Source organism: Fictibacillus sp. NPDC058756, assembly GCF_042746035.1.
Classification (GTDB): Bacteria; Bacillota; Bacilli; order Bacillales; family Fictibacillaceae; genus Fictibacillus.
On the sequence record NZ_JBHYPU010000001.1, the window covers coordinates 2,431,113 to 2,449,953 of the forward strand.

Below are 18,841 nucleotides of genomic sequence, written 5' to 3' on the forward strand. Positions count from 1 at the left end.
GCCAACCACCTGAGATTACTTCTCGCAAGGCATGCGACGAGGAACCACGCTTCGCTGAGTTTACTTGAAGACGCGGGAGCACAAATGCTTCTTTGAATGTGAGACCCTGGCAGGCTTGATTAGCCTAGGGGGCTCACCGCACGTCCCGTGGAAAGCGAGCATTCTGGAACGGAAATCAACCAATTACAAGAGCGACTAGTTGTTAAGCCAGTTTCTTAAGTTGTCCAGCTGGTCGATTGCGTCTTTTCTGCCATGTTCATAAAGAACTCCGAGCCTTTTCGGGTCACGCTCTATACGTTTTACTTTCATCTTTTCTATAGGCCGCAGTACGAACAGGTTTCCTTTTCTCTCTTCTTCTTCGATGTAATCCAGCGTTTCATTGTACTTGAGGTAGCGTCCTCGCAAACTTTCATCCAATCCTGTGTATTCTGGATAAAAGCGCTTAGTGACCCACGTCATTTTAGGCTTTTTCTTTCGGTAGCCATAATTTTGAGTAAGAACGACTACACCTTTTCTAACTCCATCTTTCATCGCTTTATGAACTGGAATCGGATCCGCAATACCGCCATCCATCATATGTTTACCTTCCAGCTCAACTATAGGGGCAATGAACGGAATGGAAGAGGATGCTCTTAGTACCATTGAAATGTCCATTTTATTGTAATCTTCTCTGCTCAAGTAAACCGGTTCACCTGTTCTGCAGTCCGTAACAACGACCACAAATCTTTCTTGGGATACTTTAAACGCTTCATAATCAAATGGGACAAGACGGTTCGGAAGTTCATTGAAAATAAAATCCATACCGAACAGACCTTTTTTCTTAAACAGCCAGTTTTTATAAGAAATATACTCTGGATGAGAGCTATATTCCAGGTTCACCGTACGATTTCTTCCATGCTGCCTGGATAAATAGGACACCGCATTACAAGCTCCTGCAGAAGCCCCGATCACATAAGGAAAATAAAGATCGTTTTCCATAAATACATCGAGAACACCAGCGGTATAAACGCCGCGCATTCCCCCACCTTCAAGAATTAATCCGGAGTTTTCCAAACCCTGCACCACCTATTGTTAACAAACTTTATTATTTGTGCTTTTAATTATAGAAAAAATCCACCTGTAAAATCCAGCGAAAAGTTTGAATGTAAAAAGCCGCCTCTAAAATTAGAGACAGCTGAATGTGTTACTGAAAATATTTTGCTAGTCCGTTCGTAATACCAGAAGCCGCTTTAGATTGAAAGGAATCAGTTCTAACTGTCATTTCGTCGAATGAATTTGAAAGAAATCCTAACTCAACTAATACTGCAGGCTGTTTATTCTCGCGCAATACATGGAAGTTTCCAAATCTGACATTCCCGCCGGGAAGACCAGTACCTGCTTGCAGGAGCCCAGAATGAACGGAATCTGCTAGTTTGATGTCTTTTTGACCGTAATAGAACGTTAAAAGGCCCGAAGCTCTTGCATCCAGTGCTGAATTATAATGAAGACTAATAAAAGCATCTGCAAAGTGATAATGGCTTATTTCCACACGCTTATTTAAAGAAAGATAATTGCTGTCGCTTCGTGTAAGAATAACCACAGCACCCGCTTTACTCAGCTCTGTTGCTAATAGTCTTGCACTCATGAGTGTAAGTTCTGATTCATGCGTTCCATGAGCTTTCCCAAGAGCACCTGGATCGTGCCCTCCATGACCAGGATCAATGACGATGCGCTTTCCTTTTAATCCGTTAGTTGAAGGTTTAGGTGCTGTTGTTCCTGAATTGCTGTTAGGTGAAGACGTGTTCTGCTGAATGGCAACGAGCCATCCTGCAATCCATGCAGAGTTTCCATTAGGCAGCTTCAGCTGCACCCAATCATTCTTTGATTGAATATAAGCATATTCATCACCTTGATTGGCTTTCCCGACAATGAGGTAAGCTGTAGATGGACCTTGGCGAATGTTCACTCCATCAATCATAACCACTACTTTTTTCAGTACCGAAGCAGGCGGTGCGGAAGGCGGTTTTGTTTCTGGCTTAGGTGCTGGTGCAACCGGTGAACTTCCGCTCTGAATCGAAATATATTTTGAAGAAACCCAGCCTTTTTTTCTGTCAGAAGTTTGAACAGAAGACCATCCATTTGATTCAGATAATATTTGAACCGCTGTCCCATACTTTAATGAACCGATGATAGGTGAATTTAAGTTTCCAGAAGATCGGAAATTTAAATAGGTAGCGGTTACCGTTCCCCATTTTGTGCTCTTATTATTGCTGGCGTTTCCTGAATTATTGTTGACCGGTTTTTGGGCAGCAGGAGGCTGTGAGGTTTGCTCCAGCAGATATGCACTGCTTACCCAGCCGGATATCTTTCCATATGTAATCGATGACCATTTGCCATCTTGTTTTTGAATCGTTACGACTGTTTCGTTCTTAAGTGATCCTACAATAGTATGCTGAAGACTTGGACCTTTTCTTACATTTAAAGAAGTAGCTGTTACCTTTGCTAGTTTAGCTGCAGGCTTCTCTGTTTTTGGCGGCTGAGCTGATGATGCTGAATCCTTTTTCATCTTCAAAAATTCTGCGCTCACCCACGCTTTTTTACCGTTGAAGTTTATGTTTGCCCATCCCTTTTCCGTTTTCAGCACTGTTACGGTATCTCCGTTTTTCAGTGAACCTATCTTTTTGGCTGAAAGAGTTGGTTCTGAACGAACATTCAAGCTCGTAGCATTTACAGTTGCTTTACTCTCAGCAGATGCCGAAATAGCCGGAATCAATGACAGTATGAGGAAGGTACACAAAATCAAGTTTACCAGTTTAACGTTTGCTTTCACCTGTTTCAACTCCTATTTGGACGTGTTTTCTTGCTGTATAGCTTATATCGACACTGCTCCAGCTATCATAAAGCCTTTTTTCGCCAAAATAGGAGAAATCCCTTCAACACATTTACCAAAATTTATACTTTTTTCAATATATTTCAACATTGTTAGACACAGGCTTTTTTCTAAAGATAGTTGCTTATGATTCTTTTGTGAAAACACTTCGTTGACAAGTTGTTTGGAGCGTGCCAACTACCAGAATAATCATCTCGAAAGGCATGCGACGAGGAAGCCCGCATCGACAGGAGTTGCATGTAGACGCAGGAGCACAAATGCTTCAATGAATAAAAATCTTGTGCCAAGGAGGTCACCGCCCGCCCCGCGGAAAGCGAGTACCTGGAGCGGAGATCAACACCTTCCAATAGCAACAAAGTCTGCAGCCCAGACAAAAGAAAAAACCCTTGCATCTGCAAAGGTTTTACCTACTATTAAATGAGTCCAAAATGTTTGAGTCCATAATAGATTCCGTCTTCATCTACTGATTTTGTTACAAAGTCAGCTGCTTCTTTCGCTTCTTTCATTCCGTTTCCCATCGCAATACCTGTGCCTGCAGCATTCAGCATCTCAATATCATTCAATGCATCACCGAATGCAAATACATTTTCAGGTTTCATGTTCATCTGTTTAATAAAGGCTTCGATCCCTTTTGCTTTTGATCCGCCAGTAGGCAGGATATCCAGTGCATCCTCATGCCAGCGGATAAAATCAAACGTTCCTTTATACCCTTCACGATAAGCTTTTTCATGCTGTTCTTGACAGAATAATAGCACTTGATAGACTTCATTGTCTTTATAAAAGCCAGGTTGATAGAGCGGATAATTTGGCATAAGGTTAAACGTACAGCTTTTAATAATTTCATGATCATCTGCGTTGCATGTTGCTTTTTGATGGTCAAGATATACAAGAGGATGACCTGCACTTTCTGCTTCTTTTTCAATTTTAGTAATGAATTCTGCAGGCAGCGGTGTCTTATGGATCACTTCATCTTTAAAAACAACATATGAACCGTTAAAGCTAACGAATGAATCAACACCTAGCTCCTCTCGAATAGGCTGGAACATGAATGGTCCACGTCCGGTAGCAATCGCTACATGCACACCATTTTTCTGCAGCTGGCTGATGCTTTCTTTCGTGCTTTCCGGAATCTTTTTTTCATCGTTTACTAATGTTCCGTCTATATCAAAAAATACAATTTTATCGTTCATTTCGCATCTACTCCTGTTGTAAGTCGTACCCTACCATAGTGGTACGATTCAGAAAAAAAGTCAAATAATGCGATACAAAAAAGCTATTTATTGACCGTCTGATTAATTTTGAGAATTCCTTTTTCCGGCATAGATAATAGGAACACAGTTAATATGATCAGCATACCGCCTGCAGATTGGAAACTGCCGAAAGCGGTACCGAGCCAGACAACTGAAACAATTGTGGCTACTAATGGTTCAGCACTTCCTAGCAGGCTTGTTTCGGTTGAAGAAATGTATTTCAAACTATCTAAATATAGATAAAACGGCAACAACGTTCCAAAAATAACGACGAAAGCAAGCATCCAAAAAAGTGATGGTGTCCAATCAATGTATCCCGCTTGCCAAGGCTGTGTCCATACCGAAACAGCTAAACCGCCTAAAAGCATCGCCCAGCCCGTAATTGCAGCAGATGGGTAAAGTTTTAATAACCTGACTGGAAATACCGTATAAACGGCAACTGAAACACCGGAAAGCACACCCCAGAAAATCGCTTCTTTAGAAACAGTTATGTAGTCCAGCTTTCCATTTGTTAATAACAGAAATGTCCCTGTCAGTGCCATCAATACCGCAATCCATTCTTTACGCTTCGGCCATTTTAATAACTTTAAAGCAAAATAAACCGTAATAAATACAGGACCTAAAAACTGAAGAAGCGTCGCTGTCGGTGCGTTTCCAGCCTCAATGCTTAAGAAAAACGTCAGCTGTGCACCAAGCATTCCGGTTAAAGAAAAAACAAGCAAATCGAAGCGGTCTCTTTTGTTCTTCCAAACTGAAAAAATATTATTGTTGAGGGAGACTAAGATTAAAAGCAGCAGCCCCGCCATCACCATTCGAACGGATACAAGCCATGTCGCTGTAACTGCGGTATGAGAGAAAATCCACTCTGCTGCATTTCCTGAAAATCCCCAAAGCGAAGCACCGGCTAAAGCTAATGCAATTCCTTTCCATTTCGTGATGTTTTCTTTGTTCTTAAGTCCCATCTCTCCACCCGCTCTCTTAAATGCATCGATATTCTATACCTATCTGTAAAATTCCTTCTCTATTATAAATCCAAAATCATAAAATAGCAGGTGTAAAATATTTGCTAGTGAAAGTAGTTGATTCTCCGCTCCAGGTGCTCGGTTTCCACGGGGCGTGCGGTGAGCCTCCTTCCGCTCCGCGCCATTAGGAGCCTCCACCTGTCCGCTCGTCCCGTAGGACAAGGAAGACTCCGGCAGCGAGACATCGCACGAAGAAAAATTGTAGTTTATTTTTCGAGGAGTCTCACACCTTGCGCTCCAATCAACTTGCAAATGATGAGAATCGAAAATGCAAAAGCAACAATCCTTTAGAAAAGAGCGAAAGAAAAACACTGACTGGAAACCAGTACAGTGCTCTTCTTGAAAATAAAAATAGGGGGATGATTTATCATACGAATTCCTAGGGTTTTTGTGTCGGTAATTCAAAAAATATGCGAATACCTATCTAATTGATGACATATAAAAATATTTTCCAATAGATGCATATTTTTGCAAAAGATATACAAACTAGTATTACAAGGAGGTGATACATATGGCACGTAACAACAACTCTAATGAATTAGTAGTAGCTGGAGCACAAGCAGCTTTGGATCAAATGAAGTATGAAATCGCTTCTGAGTTTGGTGTTCAACTTGGACCAGACACAACATCCCGTGCGAATGGATCTGTTGGTGGTGAAATCACTAAACGTCTTGTTCAAATGGCTGAGCAGCAACTAGGTGGCGGATACCGTCGCTAATCGCAGTTATTAATTTACATTGGACTGTTCTCCAAAGAGACAGTCCTTTTCATATTTTAGAAAGCTTTTGAAGTTAGATGATTTAGGCGTTAGGTTGTTTTAAGGTACGTGTTTTTATTACACGTTCGCCCCAAAATGAAGCCGTTTCACCCCGTATAGCAATCGTTTCACTCCATAACACCTTAACTGCACCCCAACCATACGGAGTTTCACCCGTGAAACGCTGAGTTTCTCCCCGACTACCACCCTAATATGATTGCATCCCAACATTTTAAGCCAATGAACGTACAAAACTTAACAAAATATCAAAAAAAACTGACCAACAGGCAGTATTTCTACCTGTTTGGCCAGTTTCTTTGTTATTTTACTTTATCTAGCTTAACTTGAATCAGTACAGGGTCATGGTCACTCGCACGTCCGTGTTCTTCCATGAACTGTGAGTTGATATGAACAATATCAACCTTTGTTTTCTTGGCCATATTGTTCGTTACTAAAATATGATCAAGTACTTGTGCGTTACCTTGGTATGAATATGTGTAGCGCTCATTAAACGGTACTTTTTCAATCATATTAGTAAGCTCATTGCCTTTTAATATTTCAAGTGAATCTGTAAATTCAAAATCGTTGAAGTCTCCTAGAAGAACTACTTTTGCATTCTTGTCCTCTTCTTTTACATCTTTAACAAAACCGTTTACGATTGCTGCGATTTCTTTACGCTGAACTTCACTTCCTAAAACAGGAGGCTGGTTCTTACCGAACAGCGGCTGGTCACCGCCTTTCGAGTTAAAGTGGTTTGCAACCACGATTACATCTTCACCGTTAAACTCAAATTGAGCAGCTACAGGTTTACGGCTGTCTTCGAACGCAGGATTCATTGGATCGATTCGCCCTGGGTTAAGTGTAAGTTTTCCATTCTCGTAACCTACAGCTTCTGTTGCCGTCCCTTTTGTTCCTTCAACAAGTGAAACGCGCTCAGGGTTATAGATGAAACCTACACGAATATTACCGCCTGGAATTCCACCATCTTCTCCATCAACAGGTGCAATATCAGTGTATACATACTCTGGTCCGCCTTGTACAGTGATTTCTGCAATTAAGCGATCAGCACTTTCTTTTGCATCTGTAGTCCCATCATTCGTTGGGCCGTTTCCATCTTGCATTTCAACCAACCCTACAATATCAGGCGCATTTAAATTATGAACGATTGATACAGCAATACGTTCTGCTTTTTCATCTGATGTACCATCTCTGCCCTCTTCATTTGCCGAGAAGTTCTCAACGTTGAAGCTCGCAATTGTTAGTTCTTTATGTTTTTCGTGAATACGAGTGATTTCTCGTTCTGTGTTGCCTTCAACAAACGCTGGAAGGTCTTCCACATCCGTTAATACTTTATAGTTGCTAAAACCATAGCTTACAACACCAGTAATAGCACCCTCAAAATAATCACCTGATTTGGCAACAAAATCTTCATCGCCCATATCTACAAAAATACGTTCAGGATTGTAATCGAATTCAGTAATGTTTAACCCGCCAGCAGAATTAAGTCTGCTGTATTCTCCGCGATCTGGAAGAACAACTAGCTCTCCATATTTTTGAGGCGCAATAACAGCCGGGTTATTAATTTCTACAAGCATACCTTCTAGACTTTCATAAAAGTCGATTCCATCTTCTTGAGGATCAAACTCTGTAAATTTATCGTTATCAATAACTTTTGTCGGTGGCTGCAGACCGAACATGCCGATTACTAAAGCACTTGGAAGTACATGTTGTTCTTCTAAAATTGAGATACTTCCGTATTGAGCATTAATTTCAGTCATTGCTAAATCAGTTTTCAATTTATCTGAGTATCCTTCTAGCACCCATTCTTTAACTTGTCCATTTACAGAAACGACATTGCCTTCCGTTTGTCCATGATTTGGCTGATATACAAGAATTCCTTCAGATGTATTAGAATTGTTATCTGGTTGTAGATCTTGCATGTAGAAGTTCCTGTCATCTACCACTTTTGTAACGATGCCTTCTACACCTTCAACTACTTTATTTGCAACTGGAGAATTGTGACCGGCACCTTGGATATCATGAATGCGAAGTCCTGAAAGTGCTACTTGATATTTAAATTCAGCAATGCTGCTGTTCTTAAGACCTTCTTTTACAGCAATCGCCTTAATTGTTATATCTTCATTTATCGTAATTGGAGCAGTGTAAAGTGTGCTGTCCGCAGTTGGGTTTGACCCATCTACTGTGTAATAGATTGCTGCATCAGGTGTTGCAGTTGAAAGTGTTACTTGAGTTCCTTTAGAAATAACTTGTCCTTCTACTGAAGAACTTACTTCTTCTACTTGAGGTTCAGGAGGTGCTGCATCTACGAAAGAGAAACTTGTACTTTCCTGATGACCTGGCACACTAAAATATGCTTTTAATGTTCCAGCAATTCGAATCTTTTTACCTAAGTTTTCAGGATGATCATATAAATTTAGAGCCGCTCTTGCATCGGTCCCATTTTTCAGTTGAACTGGTAGTATTTTCTTCGGATCTCTTTCATCTGCTGAATCAGCAAGAGCTAAATTTGTTGCAGTTGTAAAAGTTCCCTCGAATTGATAATTATTTGTACTTTTTACGATCCCAACAATATAACCTTCAACAGTTGCAGTACCACTGTTATTTGCAATAGCCTCGCTTACGGAAATTACGTTATCGGCTGATGCTTGCTGCATAGGTAATATTAAACTGATTACCATAGCAAAGATGATACTTATATTTGTGAGTTTTTTCGTCTTTCTTTTTAACACAACCGTCCACCTGCCTATGTTTTATTATGTAAAACTTAGTAAATCCATGAAGAATATAACACAAGTTTGTCGGTTCAATTGTTAGTTTTATGTTAAAACAGTTAGAAAGACTTACAAAGAATTTACAATATAGTTCTGTTTTACCAAAACCACTGTCCCGTTTTCGGGACTTTTAAATACAAGAACTTTCTCACAATTTTTTTTGCTCTAGAAAAATGTAGTTTCTTTTCTAAAGGATTGTTGCTTTTAGTAGCTTTTTCTATTCTCATCATTTGCAAGTTGATTGGAGCGCAAGGTGCGAGACTCCTACGGGACGAGCGGTCAGGTGGAGACTCCTAATGGCGCAAAGCGGCAGGAGGCTCACCGCACGCCCCGTGGAAAGCGAGCAGCTTGGAGCGGAAATCAACTACTTTTAAAAGCAACAAGGTTTGCAAAAACAGCATTTAAAAAAGAACAAAAAATCGGCATCCCAAAAAGCTGGTGCAGCCTTTAAGAAGCCGGTTTTATCTCGTATTTAAATTCCTTGTCACAGGTTCTGCTAAAAGTTCAGGGTTATTTTCACTTAGCATCGCCAGGAGTATGTCTTTATCTGTTCCGCGCTCTAGCCATAAATCCCCTTGTTCTGGTTTCAGCATCACTGGCATCCTGTGATGATAGTTGCCCATGAACGAATTAGATTCCTTTGTTAAGATCGAACACGTTATTTTCTCAACACCCGCACCAGCTGGTCCTTGATTCCACCTGGACCAGATTCCTGCAAAAGCAAAAGGCTCGTTATCTTCCAAGGTAAACTGAAAAGGCTGTTTTTTATTGCCTTCTTTTACCCATTCGTAAAAGCCGCTTGCAGGGATCAGGCATCTTTTTTGATAGAAAGATTCTTTAAAGCTTGGTTTTTCTTCTATTGTTTCGCTTCTGGCATTGATTAGTTTGTTGCCGATCTTAGGGTCATTCGCCCACTTCGGGATAAGCCCCCATTTCATATACCCTGCCCGATTACCTGAGCTGCCTTTAACAATAGCAAGCACATCCTGACTGGGAGCGATGTTAAAGCGGTCTTCATAATCAAACTCATTTACTATATTAAAAGCATCAATGATAAAATCCTTGTCATAATAAAGAAAGTACCTGCCGCACATTTCCCCACTCCCTTTTAATGATGGATAAGCGGAAGAATACTGTAAAAACTATTCTTCAGGAGGCGATAGAAATGAAAAACCCCGTATCCATCTACTTGATAACACTTACTGCAATGATTGCCGTATTAATTGGCATTGACTGGTTTATGGGCACACCGCCTTTATCCGTCCTAAAACGATCATTTTTTTCATTTTTTAAATATGTGGATAAAGTCGAATTTTTCCTGGTGATCGTTTTGTTCGTTCTTCCAATGCTTACTTTCATGTGGTCTAACTGGATGAAGAAGAAGCAAAATGCTTAAGCTGCTTTTTTCTAATTAAGAATACAATAATAAAGATTGCAGGTAAAACAACCTGAAAAAGAATGTGTATAAAATGCGGCACAACATTCAAACCTTCATTAATGTGTTCTACGTAATTAGATGCAATCGCAATTGAAGATAAAATGACTACAACTCCTATTGGTCCGATGATCGTGGTTTCTTCCTTCACTCCAAATACATCCTGCGCGGCTTTTACAGATACATATAAGAAGACAGCAACCTTGAAAAATCCACCGATGATTAATGTAAATACAACTAATGCATCAAGTCTCTGTATAAATTCTCCGAGATTGATTTTTGCTACTGCTGCTAAAAAAGGGAAGTAAACATGATTTGCGACGTGTCCGCCTAGAACTGCAATATCCATTGCGATTGTTGTACTTAATACCACACCGCTTACTCCCATCCCTAATAAACCTACCTTTAATGCTTTATTTTTGTTTTTCACTTTTAAATATGGGAGCAGAATTGTAAAAACAACCATCTCCCCGAACGGAAAGGTCGGTGTTACAGGGAAAGCTGCTTTTAATACAGGCAAAACTCCATCTCCAAAAATAGGAAGCAAGTAGTTGTATTCCATAAGATCTGCCGATAACACCAATACGGCCAATGTAATCCCTAACAATGCAACCAAGCCAAAAAATATTTCACCTGTCCGAACCAGGACCTCAAATCCCAGCTTTAAAACATACACGACCGTTGCAATCATTAAGGTGTTCACTACGATAATTGGTGTTTGTACAAAAACATTACAGCACTAAAAAGCCCCTAATTCGTTTTTATCAACAAATTAAGGGCTTAAAACAATTTAACAAGATTAATGCCAGGGTTCTGTATCCCTGGCTGGAAAAAGGTTAACTTTATTATATCACCTTATTCTCATTTTGCGAATCTTAACATATATAATTTTTAAAAATATATCTTTATGCTCAAATTGAATCCCACGGCTTTTTCACACCGAATTCTTTTGCTAACTTTTTGCTTTCTTCACGGCGTTTTTTTCTTGCAATCGCTCGTTCTGGCGCGTGTTCATGCAGCCATTTCTCTTCTTCTGTTTCAGGTATGACTTTTGGCACAGGTGTAGGCTTTCCATCCTCTCCCATGGCTACAAACGTTAAAAAAGAAACGGCGCACACTTTACGTTCTCCAGTTAATAGGTTCTCTGCAATGACTTTAACGAAAACCTCCATCGAAGTGGTTTTCGTCCATGTCACGAACGATTCTAAGCAAACGGAATAACCTTCTTTAATTGGTTGTAGAAAGTCCACTGAATCAGTAGAGGCTGTAACTACATGTTTGCGCGCATGACGAATCGCAGAAATGGCAGCAACATCATCAATATAAGCCATAAGCTTGCCGCCAAAGAGCGTTCCATGATTGTTTAAATCAGGTGGAAGAACAACTGATGATTTAACAGTGCGTGACTCGCGTACATATTTCTTTTCCATAATCTAAACTCCTATCCCTTTCAGGTCATTGATAGTATATGTTTATTAAGGCTGTTTACGCAAACTTTGTTGCTCTTGAAAGTGGTTGATTTCCGCTTCAGGATGCTGGCTTTCCTCGGGGCGTGCGGTGAGCCCCCTAGGCTATTCAAGCCCTTCAGGGATCTCACCTGTCACGCTGATCCCGCAGGACAAGGAAGGCTTCGGCAGCATTACATCGCACGAAGAAAATTGATTTTTATCTTCGAGGAGTCTCGCACCTTACACTCCAATCAACTTATCAATGAAGGCATTTCAAAAAATTATTCAAAAACAACAATCTTTTAGAGAAGAGCCTTAATTAAAAATAGTAAAAGACCTCTGTTTTTTTCCCGGGCACAGAGGTCTTTAAACAAAGTATTATTTTTTCACGACAGCATGTCCGCCGAACTCATTACGCAGTGCAGCAACTACTTTACCATGGAACGTGTCATCTTCTAATGAACGGAAGCGCATGAATTGTGAAAGCGCGATAACTGGAGCTGATGCCTGATAATCAAGTGCAGCTTCAATTGTCCAGATCCCTTCACCCGATGAGTTCATAACGCCGCGGATATCCTCCAGGTTAGGTTGTTTGCTGAACGCATTCTCCATCAATTCAATAAGCCAGCTTCGGATAACAGATCCGTTGTTCCATACTCTCGAAACAGCCTCATAGTCATAATCAAAATCACTCTTGTCCAGGATTTCAAATCCTTCACCGATCGCTTGCATCATACCGTACTCAATACCGTTATGAACCATCTTTAAGAAATGGCCAGAACCAGCGCGACCTGTTATTAAGAAACCTTTTTCAACGCAAATTTTTTCATAGAGTGGAGCAAGATAATTTACTGCATCATCATCTCCGCCCATCATCGCGCAAAGACCGTAGCGAGCTCCATCTGTTCCTCCGCTAGTACCAACGTCAACAAAGTGGATGCCATCAGCCTTTAACTCTTCGTAACGGCGCAGTGTATGCTTGTACATGGAGTTCCCAGCATCAACAATAATATCCCCTTCTGTAAGGTGCGATTTAAGCTCGTTGATTACTTGGTCAACAATTTCACCTGCCGGTACAAGAAGAATGACAGCCTTTCTTCCTGAGAATGAGTTTGCGAGCTCTTCTACTGATTCTACTCCTTTAACCCCTTGTTCAGAAATCTCTTTAACTGTGTCTTTGTTAACATCAGTAGCGATAACGGTATAGCCTTTATCGTTCATGTTCAATGCCATATTAAAGCCCATTTTACCTAGGCCGATTAATCCGATTTCCATTGTTCTAATCACTCCATTTTATGTATTTCGTACTCTTTGGTATTATTCCACAAAATAAAGGCTCTTAACCTTTACTTGCAACACTGTCTACTACCTTATCGAAAAATGATCAAAAAAACAATTATTTAATCATGTTTTACGGGTGTTTTATCTATTTTACAAGGAATCTGATCACTCTCAAGGTCTTGCCTAAACAGAATCACGTTTGTTGTCCACATAATCTAAATGATATATCGGTTTGTTGTAGGACAATACGTAAAAAGTAACAGGGGACAGACCCGGGTCTGTCCCCTGTTACTTTTTACACTCTTATGCCTTTTGTGGTTTAATCTTATCCCTCAAACCAGAGGATGCCAAGAGTACCTGCTCCCACGTGTACTCCGATCGCAGGACTAAGCTGTCCCAGGTTAATCGTAATGTCTGGATATTTTTCTTTTAAAAGGTGCAGCCAATCTTCTGCTTTTTCAGATGAACCGCTATAAACGACACTTACTCCATTTACAGATGTTCTTGCCGCTGCCTCTTCAAACAGAGCTAGCACACGGGACTCTGCTTTTTTTAGCGTTCTTATTTTTTCAAAAGGTACAAGTGATCCATCATCAAATGTCAGGATTGGTTTGATCTGCAGGAGGTTTCCAACCAAGAAACTTGCACCAGATAATCTGCCTCCACGTCTCAGCTGCTCTAAACTTCCGATGCACACATATCCTTTAACATGATCTGCAGATTCTCTCAATTGTGAAGCGATTTCTTCTGGGGCAAGTCCTTCTTCTTCTAATCGTTTTCCTTTTAAAACAAGTTGTTTCATAGCTTCAGAAGTGATTTTCGAATCTACGATATGTACAGGGAAATCTGCCATATCTGCTCCAAGCCTAGATCCGTTAATAGTACCACTGAATTTCTCTGATACGTGTACAGCGATTCCACAGTCATAATCGTGCTTAAGCACTTCATAGAAATCAGAAAATTCACCAACAGTTGGCTGGCTTGTTTTCGGAAGTTTGGTAATTGTTTCCAATTTTGTATAAAATTCATCTGGTGTGATGTCAACACCATCCTTGTATACCTCTTCTCCCATAATAACCGATACTGGTATAATATGTATGCCAAGCTGCTTCGCTTCTTCCTGTGTAATACAGCTTGTACTGTCTGTTATCCAAGCAATACGTGCCATCATTCTTCCCCCTTTTTTCTCTCTTTTTCTATTAGATATTCATGAAAGAATTCCTCTAATTTGACAGGAATATATTTTTATTGCTAAATTAAATCTATATTTCAATAGTTTAAATACTAGCGCAGAGATACACATTGGGAACTAGATACTTTATACTACATATTAATGGAACTTATCGGAAATTTATATTAAAATAGGAGTAATGTAAGCTAAGGAGGCAGCACTGTGAAAGTGGTAGCAGAAAGTAGAAATGTTTTAATAGAAGTAGAGCGGATAGAGAAGGCTTTTGTAGAAATCATGGACGTTTTAAAACCCGAAATTTGGGAAGAAGAAGAGATTACCTCTACTCAGTTTCAAATTTTGAAAACACTTTCTACTCGTGAAAAATGGACCGTTTCAGAAATTGCCGACGCTATGAAAGTTCGTGCAAGTGCTACTACCGTCATCATTGACAGACTTGTTAAAAGAGGATTAGTTGATCGGTATCGTTCGGAATTAGATCGCAGAATCGTTTATGTTCATCTGAATGAAGCTGGTTTAGATGCATTCGAGATGATTCAGGAAAAAAGAAATGGTGTTTTATCAAAATACGTGTCACAGCTTACGGATAAGCAGCTGGCTGACATGGTTGAATGTATCGAACATCTTTCTTCCATCGTAAAAAACTAATCCTTCAATCACCCTGCCCTAACCAATTATCGCAGCTTAGTCTTACTACTTTTCATACTATACACTTAACACGTTATCTGAAATGGATAACGTGTTATTTTGTTTTCAAGCTCTTATTTCGACTTTATTCGGTGAAACACTAACAATTCAGTAATTATGTACGATATAAAAAACAACCGAGTAGTACAATAGTTGAATACAACAAATAGGGGTCAAACATGTCAAAGATAAAAAGATTAGAAAGACTACTACTTTCTATTAATACTAAAAAACAATTTACCTTAAAAGAATTAGCGGCAGAATTTCAAGTTTCTACCCGTACCATACAGCGTGATCTAATAAGACTTATGGAGATGGGATTGCCGATCATTTCTGAGTTTGGTCCACATGGCGGATACCGGATTGAAAACGATCGGATTCTTCCGCCTATCGGATTTACTGAGATGGAGGCTTCTGCTATATTATATGGTCTTCACTCATATGAGGCAGAAAGTTTCCCTTTTCAAATTCAAAGCAGATCTGTCTCTAATAAACTTCTTCAATACTTGCCAGCAGATGCTAAAGATAATTGGGAACACGTTCAAAAACGCCTTTCTGTTCAACTTCCCATTCCCGAACAAAGTTTGCATGCACCCGTAATGCTTGAAGCTGCAATAAAACAAAAAATCGTTACTGTTCTTTATCATATACAAGATTCCAAGACATATTGCAACGTCCAGCCTATAGGTATCTACAATGAAAATGGAGAGTGGTTCTGTCCAGCCTATTGCTACTCACTTACAGATTTTCATGTATTTAACCTTTCGGATATCCATCAAGCCGTGATTAATTATGAACCTATGGATATAAAAGACTTTACTGATATTACAATCCATAACTGGGCAGCAAAGATTACTCCGCGTTCCTATGTAGAGCTTGTTGCTGAAATTGCACCTGAAAAAACGGATTACTGCATCTCACATCCATTTCTTAAACAGTTTATCGTTAAACTTGAAGATGGCAACATCATGTTAAAGGGTCGTGTTTTATTGAATCACATAAATAAAATAGCAGACTATTTGTGGTTATTGAAATCAGATATAACCATTCACTCACCCGATGAAATAAAGGCGATTCACGCTCGCTGGGCGAAAGAAATCTCAGCAAAAAATGAACTTATTTTAAATATGTAATCAAATTGATACATATTTTTCCTCTTTTAGGCGTATACTATAAGTAGAACAGAAAAGGGGGATATCTATGGCTTTTTTTTCAAAACAACCTGCAGAGCCGATTCCAGACGTAGAAACGAAGGTTTGGGCATGTTCGAGTGACGGTTGCTCATGCTGGATGCGCGCTGACTTTTCTTTGCAAAAAGAACCTCAATGCCCCATTTGTAAATCAGCAATGAATGAGGAAATCCGAATGCTTCCTGAACTCAAAAGCTAATGAAATAAATAGAAAACCTGCCGGGTATATCCCGGCTTTTTCTATGCCCTCATTTGGACAAGTCCCTTCAATCTCCTATACAATTAAGCATAAAGTGTTTAACTTATAGCACATCCGGGTACGTTTTATATACAAGCAAAAAAAGGAGGAATTGATTATGCATAACGAAAATACACACACAACATATACTACAACAGCGGAGCCGGTATTTACGCATTCCGATTTCCAAACACGTGAAACATATGATAACAAAAAAGGTTCTGGATCAGGCTTTACAACTGGACTTGTAGTCGGGAGTTTAGTAGGTGCTGCTGCAGCACTTTTATATGCACCAAAGAAAGGTAATGAGTTCAGAAACGATTTGCGTGACACTTCTATCAAACTTAAAGAGCGTACATTGCAAAAGAAAGACGAAACGATGCTAAAAGCTAAGCTAGGCCAGATGGACGCAAAAGATGCTGTTGAATCTATGAAAGACAAATCAAGCAGCATGTCAGTTTCTGCCCGACAAAAGCTGCAGGAAGCGAAAAATACGATTAAAGAAGCAAAGAGCGAAACAAAAACAGCGATCGATGAAGCAAAAAAGGAAGCTGAACGAGACGGATACAGCACTCAATCTTCAACAAAAACAACTGCTGTAGTAAAACCCCGTACAATGACAGGAACAGACTCCACTTCCTATGAGAAAAAACAAAGTGATGTAAATAATAAATTTTAATGTAGGTTAAAAAGCCGGACGCGATGTCCGGCTTTTTCTTTATGTTTTGGACTGTGCCCTTGGAGCGGAAATCAACTAACCCTCGTTTCACATGCAACAAAGCATTGAAAAGAATATTTATCCTTTCAACAGCCGGAGCCCGTTTAAAATGACAAGTATTGTACTCCCTTCATGTCCGATCACCCCAAATGGCAGTGTCAGAACTTGAAAGTAATTTGCAAACAGCAAGAATAGTATGACACCAATCGAAAATACAATGTTCTGTTTAACGATTTTTGATAACCGCTCTGATAAACTCATGGCATATAACAACTTGCTAAGATCATTCTTCACTAGAACAACATCTGCTGTTTCAATCGCGGCGTCACTTCCCATTCCCATCGCAACACCGACATCTGCAACTGCCAGAGCAGGAGCATCGTTCACACCATCACCGATCATAGCCACTACAGCCGAGCGCTCTTTCCATCTCATGACCGTATTCACTTTATCTTCAGGCATGCAGGAGTAGCCCACTTCATCTACTTTTGCGAGCCTTCCTATCATTTCGGCTCCGCGTTTGGAATCACCAGTTAACATCAGCGTTAATATTTGCTTTTGTTTCAGAGCCTCAATAGCATCAATTGTCTCATCGCGAACGGTATCCCCTATTAAAAAGTACGCCGCAAGTTCATCATCAGCGGTGACATATACCACCGTCTGACCAGTAACTTCATTATTTTCCGTTAGATCCGCGATTAACTTTGACTCCCTTTTATCATTTATACCTGTCAGTTCCCTGCTGCCGATCTTCCAATGAATACCTGCAGCTTCCGCCTTAACACCTAAGCCTGGGATATCTTCATATGAAATGATTTCTTTCTCGTTATCCTTATAGTCCGGTTCTAATTTGTTTAATATCGCTTTTGCTAATGGATGAGTACTGTTTTTTTCTATCGTATAAATAATCGGGATCAAGATTTCTTCTTTTATTGAAGGATGGACGTACTTTACCGCCGTCACGGAGGGATTACCTTCTGTAAGAGTTCCTGTTTTATCAAATGCAATCACGTTAACCATACTTAGCTTCTCAAGGAACACACCGCTTTTAAAAAGAATCCCTTGCTTGGCTGCATTTGAAAGTGAAGCCAGCAATGCCGGCATAGTCGAGGCAACAAGCGCACATGGTGATGCTACAACCAATAACACACACGCACGGTATAACGATTCTGAATAACTCCATATTCCCGTCGAACCAGGTACTAGCACCGTCAATGCTGCAGCTAATAGTACAAATAAAACATATTTCGCTTCAAATTCTTCTATCTTCCTCTGAACCGGTGGTGCTTCGCTCTGAGCCCTGTTTACAAGGTCAATCATTCTTTGAAAAACTGAATCTTTCATATGCTTCGTTACGAAAATCTCGAGAAGTCCTGTTTGATTTAGTGTACCCGCCAATACTTCTGATGAGGGCTCAATCTCTTTTGCAAATGATTCACCTGTTAAAGCTGATTCGTTAACATATGAGTTGCCCTTCAGCACGACGCCATCTGCTGGAATTCTTTCTCCAGGTTTTACTTTAATCACATTACCAGGTTCTAGACTGGATGCATTTACCCGAGATTCTTTATCTCCTGAGATAAGCCATGCTTCTTCAGGCTGGAGGGAAATCAGTGACTTGATTTCTTTATCGCTTTTTTGAAGCGTGTAACTTTCGAGCGCACCAGAATATGCAAAAATCAGTATGAGGACAGCTCCTTCTCCCCAATAGCCAATGGCCGCCGATCCAATCGCTGCAAACATCATTAATAGTTCAACATTCAGCTGCTTTTCCTCGATACTTCCTTGTATGCCTTCAACAGCCTTTGCATAACCTCCAACAATAAAAGCCAGTATATAGAACAGTACATAGAATGGTGACTGGGTATAAGTTTCGACCAGCCAGGCGGATAGAATCAAAAATCCGGCCGTGGTAGCAAGTATAAGCTGAGTCCGTGCAGAGAGTTCCATTTAACTTCCCTCCTA

At 40.1% G+C, this 18,841-nt stretch carries 16 protein-coding genes and 1 pseudogene; 6 read left to right on the forward strand and 11 right to left on the reverse strand.

The window, feature by feature from the left end:
* Positions 1 to 195: 195 nt before the first annotated feature.
* The 4 genes from ACFW35_RS12245 to ACFW35_RS12260 form a co-directional block, all read right to left on the reverse strand.
* On the reverse strand, positions 196 to 1,053 hold the full coding sequence (locus ACFW35_RS12245; RefSeq protein ID WP_379846037.1) for a patatin-like phospholipase family protein: 858 nt from the start codon (positions 1,051 to 1,053) through the stop codon (positions 196 to 198).
* A gap of 130 nt (positions 1,054 to 1,183) precedes the next feature.
* A complete protein-coding gene (locus tag ACFW35_RS12250; protein WP_379846039.1) occupies positions 1,184 to 2,809 on the reverse strand; it encodes an SH3 domain-containing protein in 1,626 nt (541 codons plus the stop codon).
* 473 nt (positions 2,810 to 3,282) lie between these two features.
* Positions 3,283 to 4,059: a Cof-type HAD-IIB family hydrolase gene (locus ACFW35_RS12255; protein WP_379846040.1), complete on the reverse strand. Its 777-nt coding sequence runs from the start codon at positions 4,057 to 4,059 to the stop codon at positions 3,283 to 3,285.
* Between the two features lie 83 nt (positions 4,060 to 4,142).
* A complete protein-coding gene (locus ACFW35_RS12260) occupies positions 4,143 to 5,081 on the reverse strand; it encodes an EamA family transporter (RefSeq protein ID WP_379846042.1) in 939 nt (312 codons plus the stop codon).
* A gap of 571 nt (positions 5,082 to 5,652) precedes the next feature.
* Here ACFW35_RS12260 and ACFW35_RS12265 point away from each other — a divergent pair.
* Positions 5,653 to 5,859 carry an alpha/beta-type small acid-soluble spore protein gene (locus ACFW35_RS12265; RefSeq protein ID WP_066288466.1) on the forward strand — a complete coding sequence of 69 codons (207 nt, stop codon included), beginning with the start codon at positions 5,653 to 5,655 and terminating at the stop codon, positions 5,857 to 5,859.
* Positions 5,860 to 6,218: 359 nt separating this feature from the next.
* Here the strand turns inward: ACFW35_RS12265 and ACFW35_RS12270 are convergent, their stop codons facing one another.
* Together ACFW35_RS12270 and ACFW35_RS12275 are read right to left on the reverse strand one after the other, a co-directional pair.
* Positions 6,219 to 8,648 (reverse strand): DUF6359 domain-containing protein, encoded by a 2,430-nt coding sequence (locus ACFW35_RS12270; protein WP_379846043.1) that lies wholly within the window; start codon positions 8,646 to 8,648, stop codon positions 6,219 to 6,221.
* Between the two features lie 503 nt (positions 8,649 to 9,151).
* Positions 9,152 to 9,784, reverse strand: coding sequence for an SOS response-associated peptidase (locus tag ACFW35_RS12275; RefSeq protein ID WP_379846045.1), 633 nt, complete (start codon positions 9,782 to 9,784; stop codon positions 9,152 to 9,154).
* Between the two features lie 71 nt (positions 9,785 to 9,855).
* Between ACFW35_RS12275 and ACFW35_RS12280 the strand changes: the two genes are divergently transcribed.
* On the forward strand, positions 9,856 to 10,086 hold the full coding sequence (locus ACFW35_RS12280) for a hypothetical protein (protein WP_379846047.1): 231 nt from the start codon (positions 9,856 to 9,858) through the stop codon (positions 10,084 to 10,086).
* Here ACFW35_RS12280 and ACFW35_RS12285 read toward each other — a convergent pair.
* The 4 genes and pseudogenes from ACFW35_RS12285 to ACFW35_RS12300 form a co-directional block, all read right to left on the reverse strand.
* Positions 10,055 to 10,843 (reverse strand): annotated as a pseudogene (locus ACFW35_RS12285) (GerAB/ArcD/ProY family transporter); the annotation flags it as partial. The gene ACFW35_RS12280 and the pseudogene ACFW35_RS12285 overlap by 32 nt on opposite strands.
* A 193-nt stretch (positions 10,844 to 11,036) precedes the next feature.
* Positions 11,037 to 11,555, reverse strand: coding sequence for an acyl-CoA thioesterase (locus ACFW35_RS12290; RefSeq protein WP_379846049.1), 519 nt, complete (start codon positions 11,553 to 11,555; stop codon positions 11,037 to 11,039).
* A gap of 396 nt (positions 11,556 to 11,951) precedes the next feature.
* Positions 11,952 to 12,848 (reverse strand): phosphogluconate dehydrogenase (NAD(+)-dependent, decarboxylating), encoded by an 897-nt coding sequence (gene gnd / locus ACFW35_RS12295; protein WP_379846051.1) that lies wholly within the window; start codon positions 12,846 to 12,848, stop codon positions 11,952 to 11,954.
* Between the two features lie 331 nt (positions 12,849 to 13,179).
* Entirely contained in the window at positions 13,180 to 14,022 is an 843-nt protein-coding gene (locus tag ACFW35_RS12300; RefSeq protein WP_379846053.1) for a DegV family protein, read from the reverse strand.
* A 225-nt stretch (positions 14,023 to 14,247) separates the two neighbouring features.
* Between ACFW35_RS12300 and ACFW35_RS12305 the strand changes: the two genes are divergently transcribed.
* From ACFW35_RS12305 to ACFW35_RS12320, 4 genes are all read left to right on the forward strand, one after another.
* Positions 14,248 to 14,691, forward strand: a complete 444-nt coding sequence (locus ACFW35_RS12305; protein WP_379846054.1) for a MarR family winged helix-turn-helix transcriptional regulator — start codon at positions 14,248 to 14,250, stop codon at positions 14,689 to 14,691.
* A 218-nt stretch (positions 14,692 to 14,909) separates the two neighbouring features.
* A complete protein-coding gene (locus tag ACFW35_RS12310; RefSeq protein ID WP_379846056.1) occupies positions 14,910 to 15,863 on the forward strand; it encodes a helix-turn-helix transcriptional regulator in 954 nt (317 codons plus the stop codon).
* A 67-nt stretch (positions 15,864 to 15,930) separates the two neighbouring features.
* Positions 15,931 to 16,119, forward strand: coding sequence for a cold-shock protein (locus ACFW35_RS12315; protein WP_066288434.1), 189 nt, complete (start codon positions 15,931 to 15,933; stop codon positions 16,117 to 16,119).
* Positions 16,120 to 16,276: 157 nt separating this feature from the next.
* Positions 16,277 to 16,837 carry a YtxH domain-containing protein gene (locus ACFW35_RS12320; protein ID WP_379846057.1) on the forward strand — a complete coding sequence of 187 codons (561 nt, stop codon included), beginning with the start codon at positions 16,277 to 16,279 and terminating at the stop codon, positions 16,835 to 16,837.
* Between the two features lie 117 nt (positions 16,838 to 16,954).
* On the opposite strand, the gene ACFW35_RS12325 is transcribed toward ACFW35_RS12320, so the two are convergent.
* On the reverse strand, positions 16,955 to 18,826 hold the full coding sequence (locus ACFW35_RS12325; protein WP_379846059.1) for a heavy metal translocating P-type ATPase: 1,872 nt from the start codon (positions 18,824 to 18,826) through the stop codon (positions 16,955 to 16,957).
* Positions 18,827 to 18,841 lie beyond the last annotated feature (15 nt).

Bases quoted from the DNA above. Each gene is read 5' to 3' on its own strand.
- ACFW35_RS12255 (WP_379846040.1), bottom strand. From the start codon at position 4,059: ATGAACGATAAAATTGTATTTTTTGATATAGACGGAACATTAGTAAAC.
- ACFW35_RS12260 (WP_379846042.1), bottom strand. From the start codon at position 5,081: ATGGGACTTAAGAACAAAGAAAACATCACGAAATGGAAAGGAATTGCA.
- ACFW35_RS12265 (WP_066288466.1), top strand. From the start codon at position 5,653: ATGGCACGTAACAACAACTCTAATGAATTAGTAGTAGCTGGAGCACAA.
- ACFW35_RS12275 (WP_379846045.1), bottom strand. From the start codon at position 9,784: ATGTGCGGCAGGTACTTTCTTTATTATGACAAGGATTTTATCATTGAT.
- ACFW35_RS12280 (WP_379846047.1), top strand. From the start codon at position 9,856: ATGAAAAACCCCGTATCCATCTACTTGATAACACTTACTGCAATGATT.
- ACFW35_RS12290 (WP_379846049.1), bottom strand. From the start codon at position 11,555: ATGGAAAAGAAATATGTACGCGAGTCACGCACTGTTAAATCATCAGTT.
- gnd (WP_379846051.1), bottom strand. From the start codon at position 12,848: ATGGAAATCGGATTAATCGGCCTAGGTAAAATGGGCTTTAATATGGCA.
- ACFW35_RS12300 (WP_379846053.1), bottom strand. From the start codon at position 14,022: ATGGCACGTATTGCTTGGATAACAGACAGTACAAGCTGTATTACACAG.
- ACFW35_RS12310 (WP_379846056.1), top strand. From the start codon at position 14,910: ATGTCAAAGATAAAAAGATTAGAAAGACTACTACTTTCTATTAATACT.
- ACFW35_RS12315 (WP_066288434.1), top strand. From the start codon at position 15,931: ATGGCTTTTTTTTCAAAACAACCTGCAGAGCCGATTCCAGACGTAGAA.
- ACFW35_RS12320 (WP_379846057.1), top strand. From the start codon at position 16,277: ATGCATAACGAAAATACACACACAACATATACTACAACAGCGGAGCCG.
- ACFW35_RS12325 (WP_379846059.1), bottom strand. From the start codon at position 18,826: ATGGAACTCTCTGCACGGACTCAGCTTATACTTGCTACCACGGCCGGA.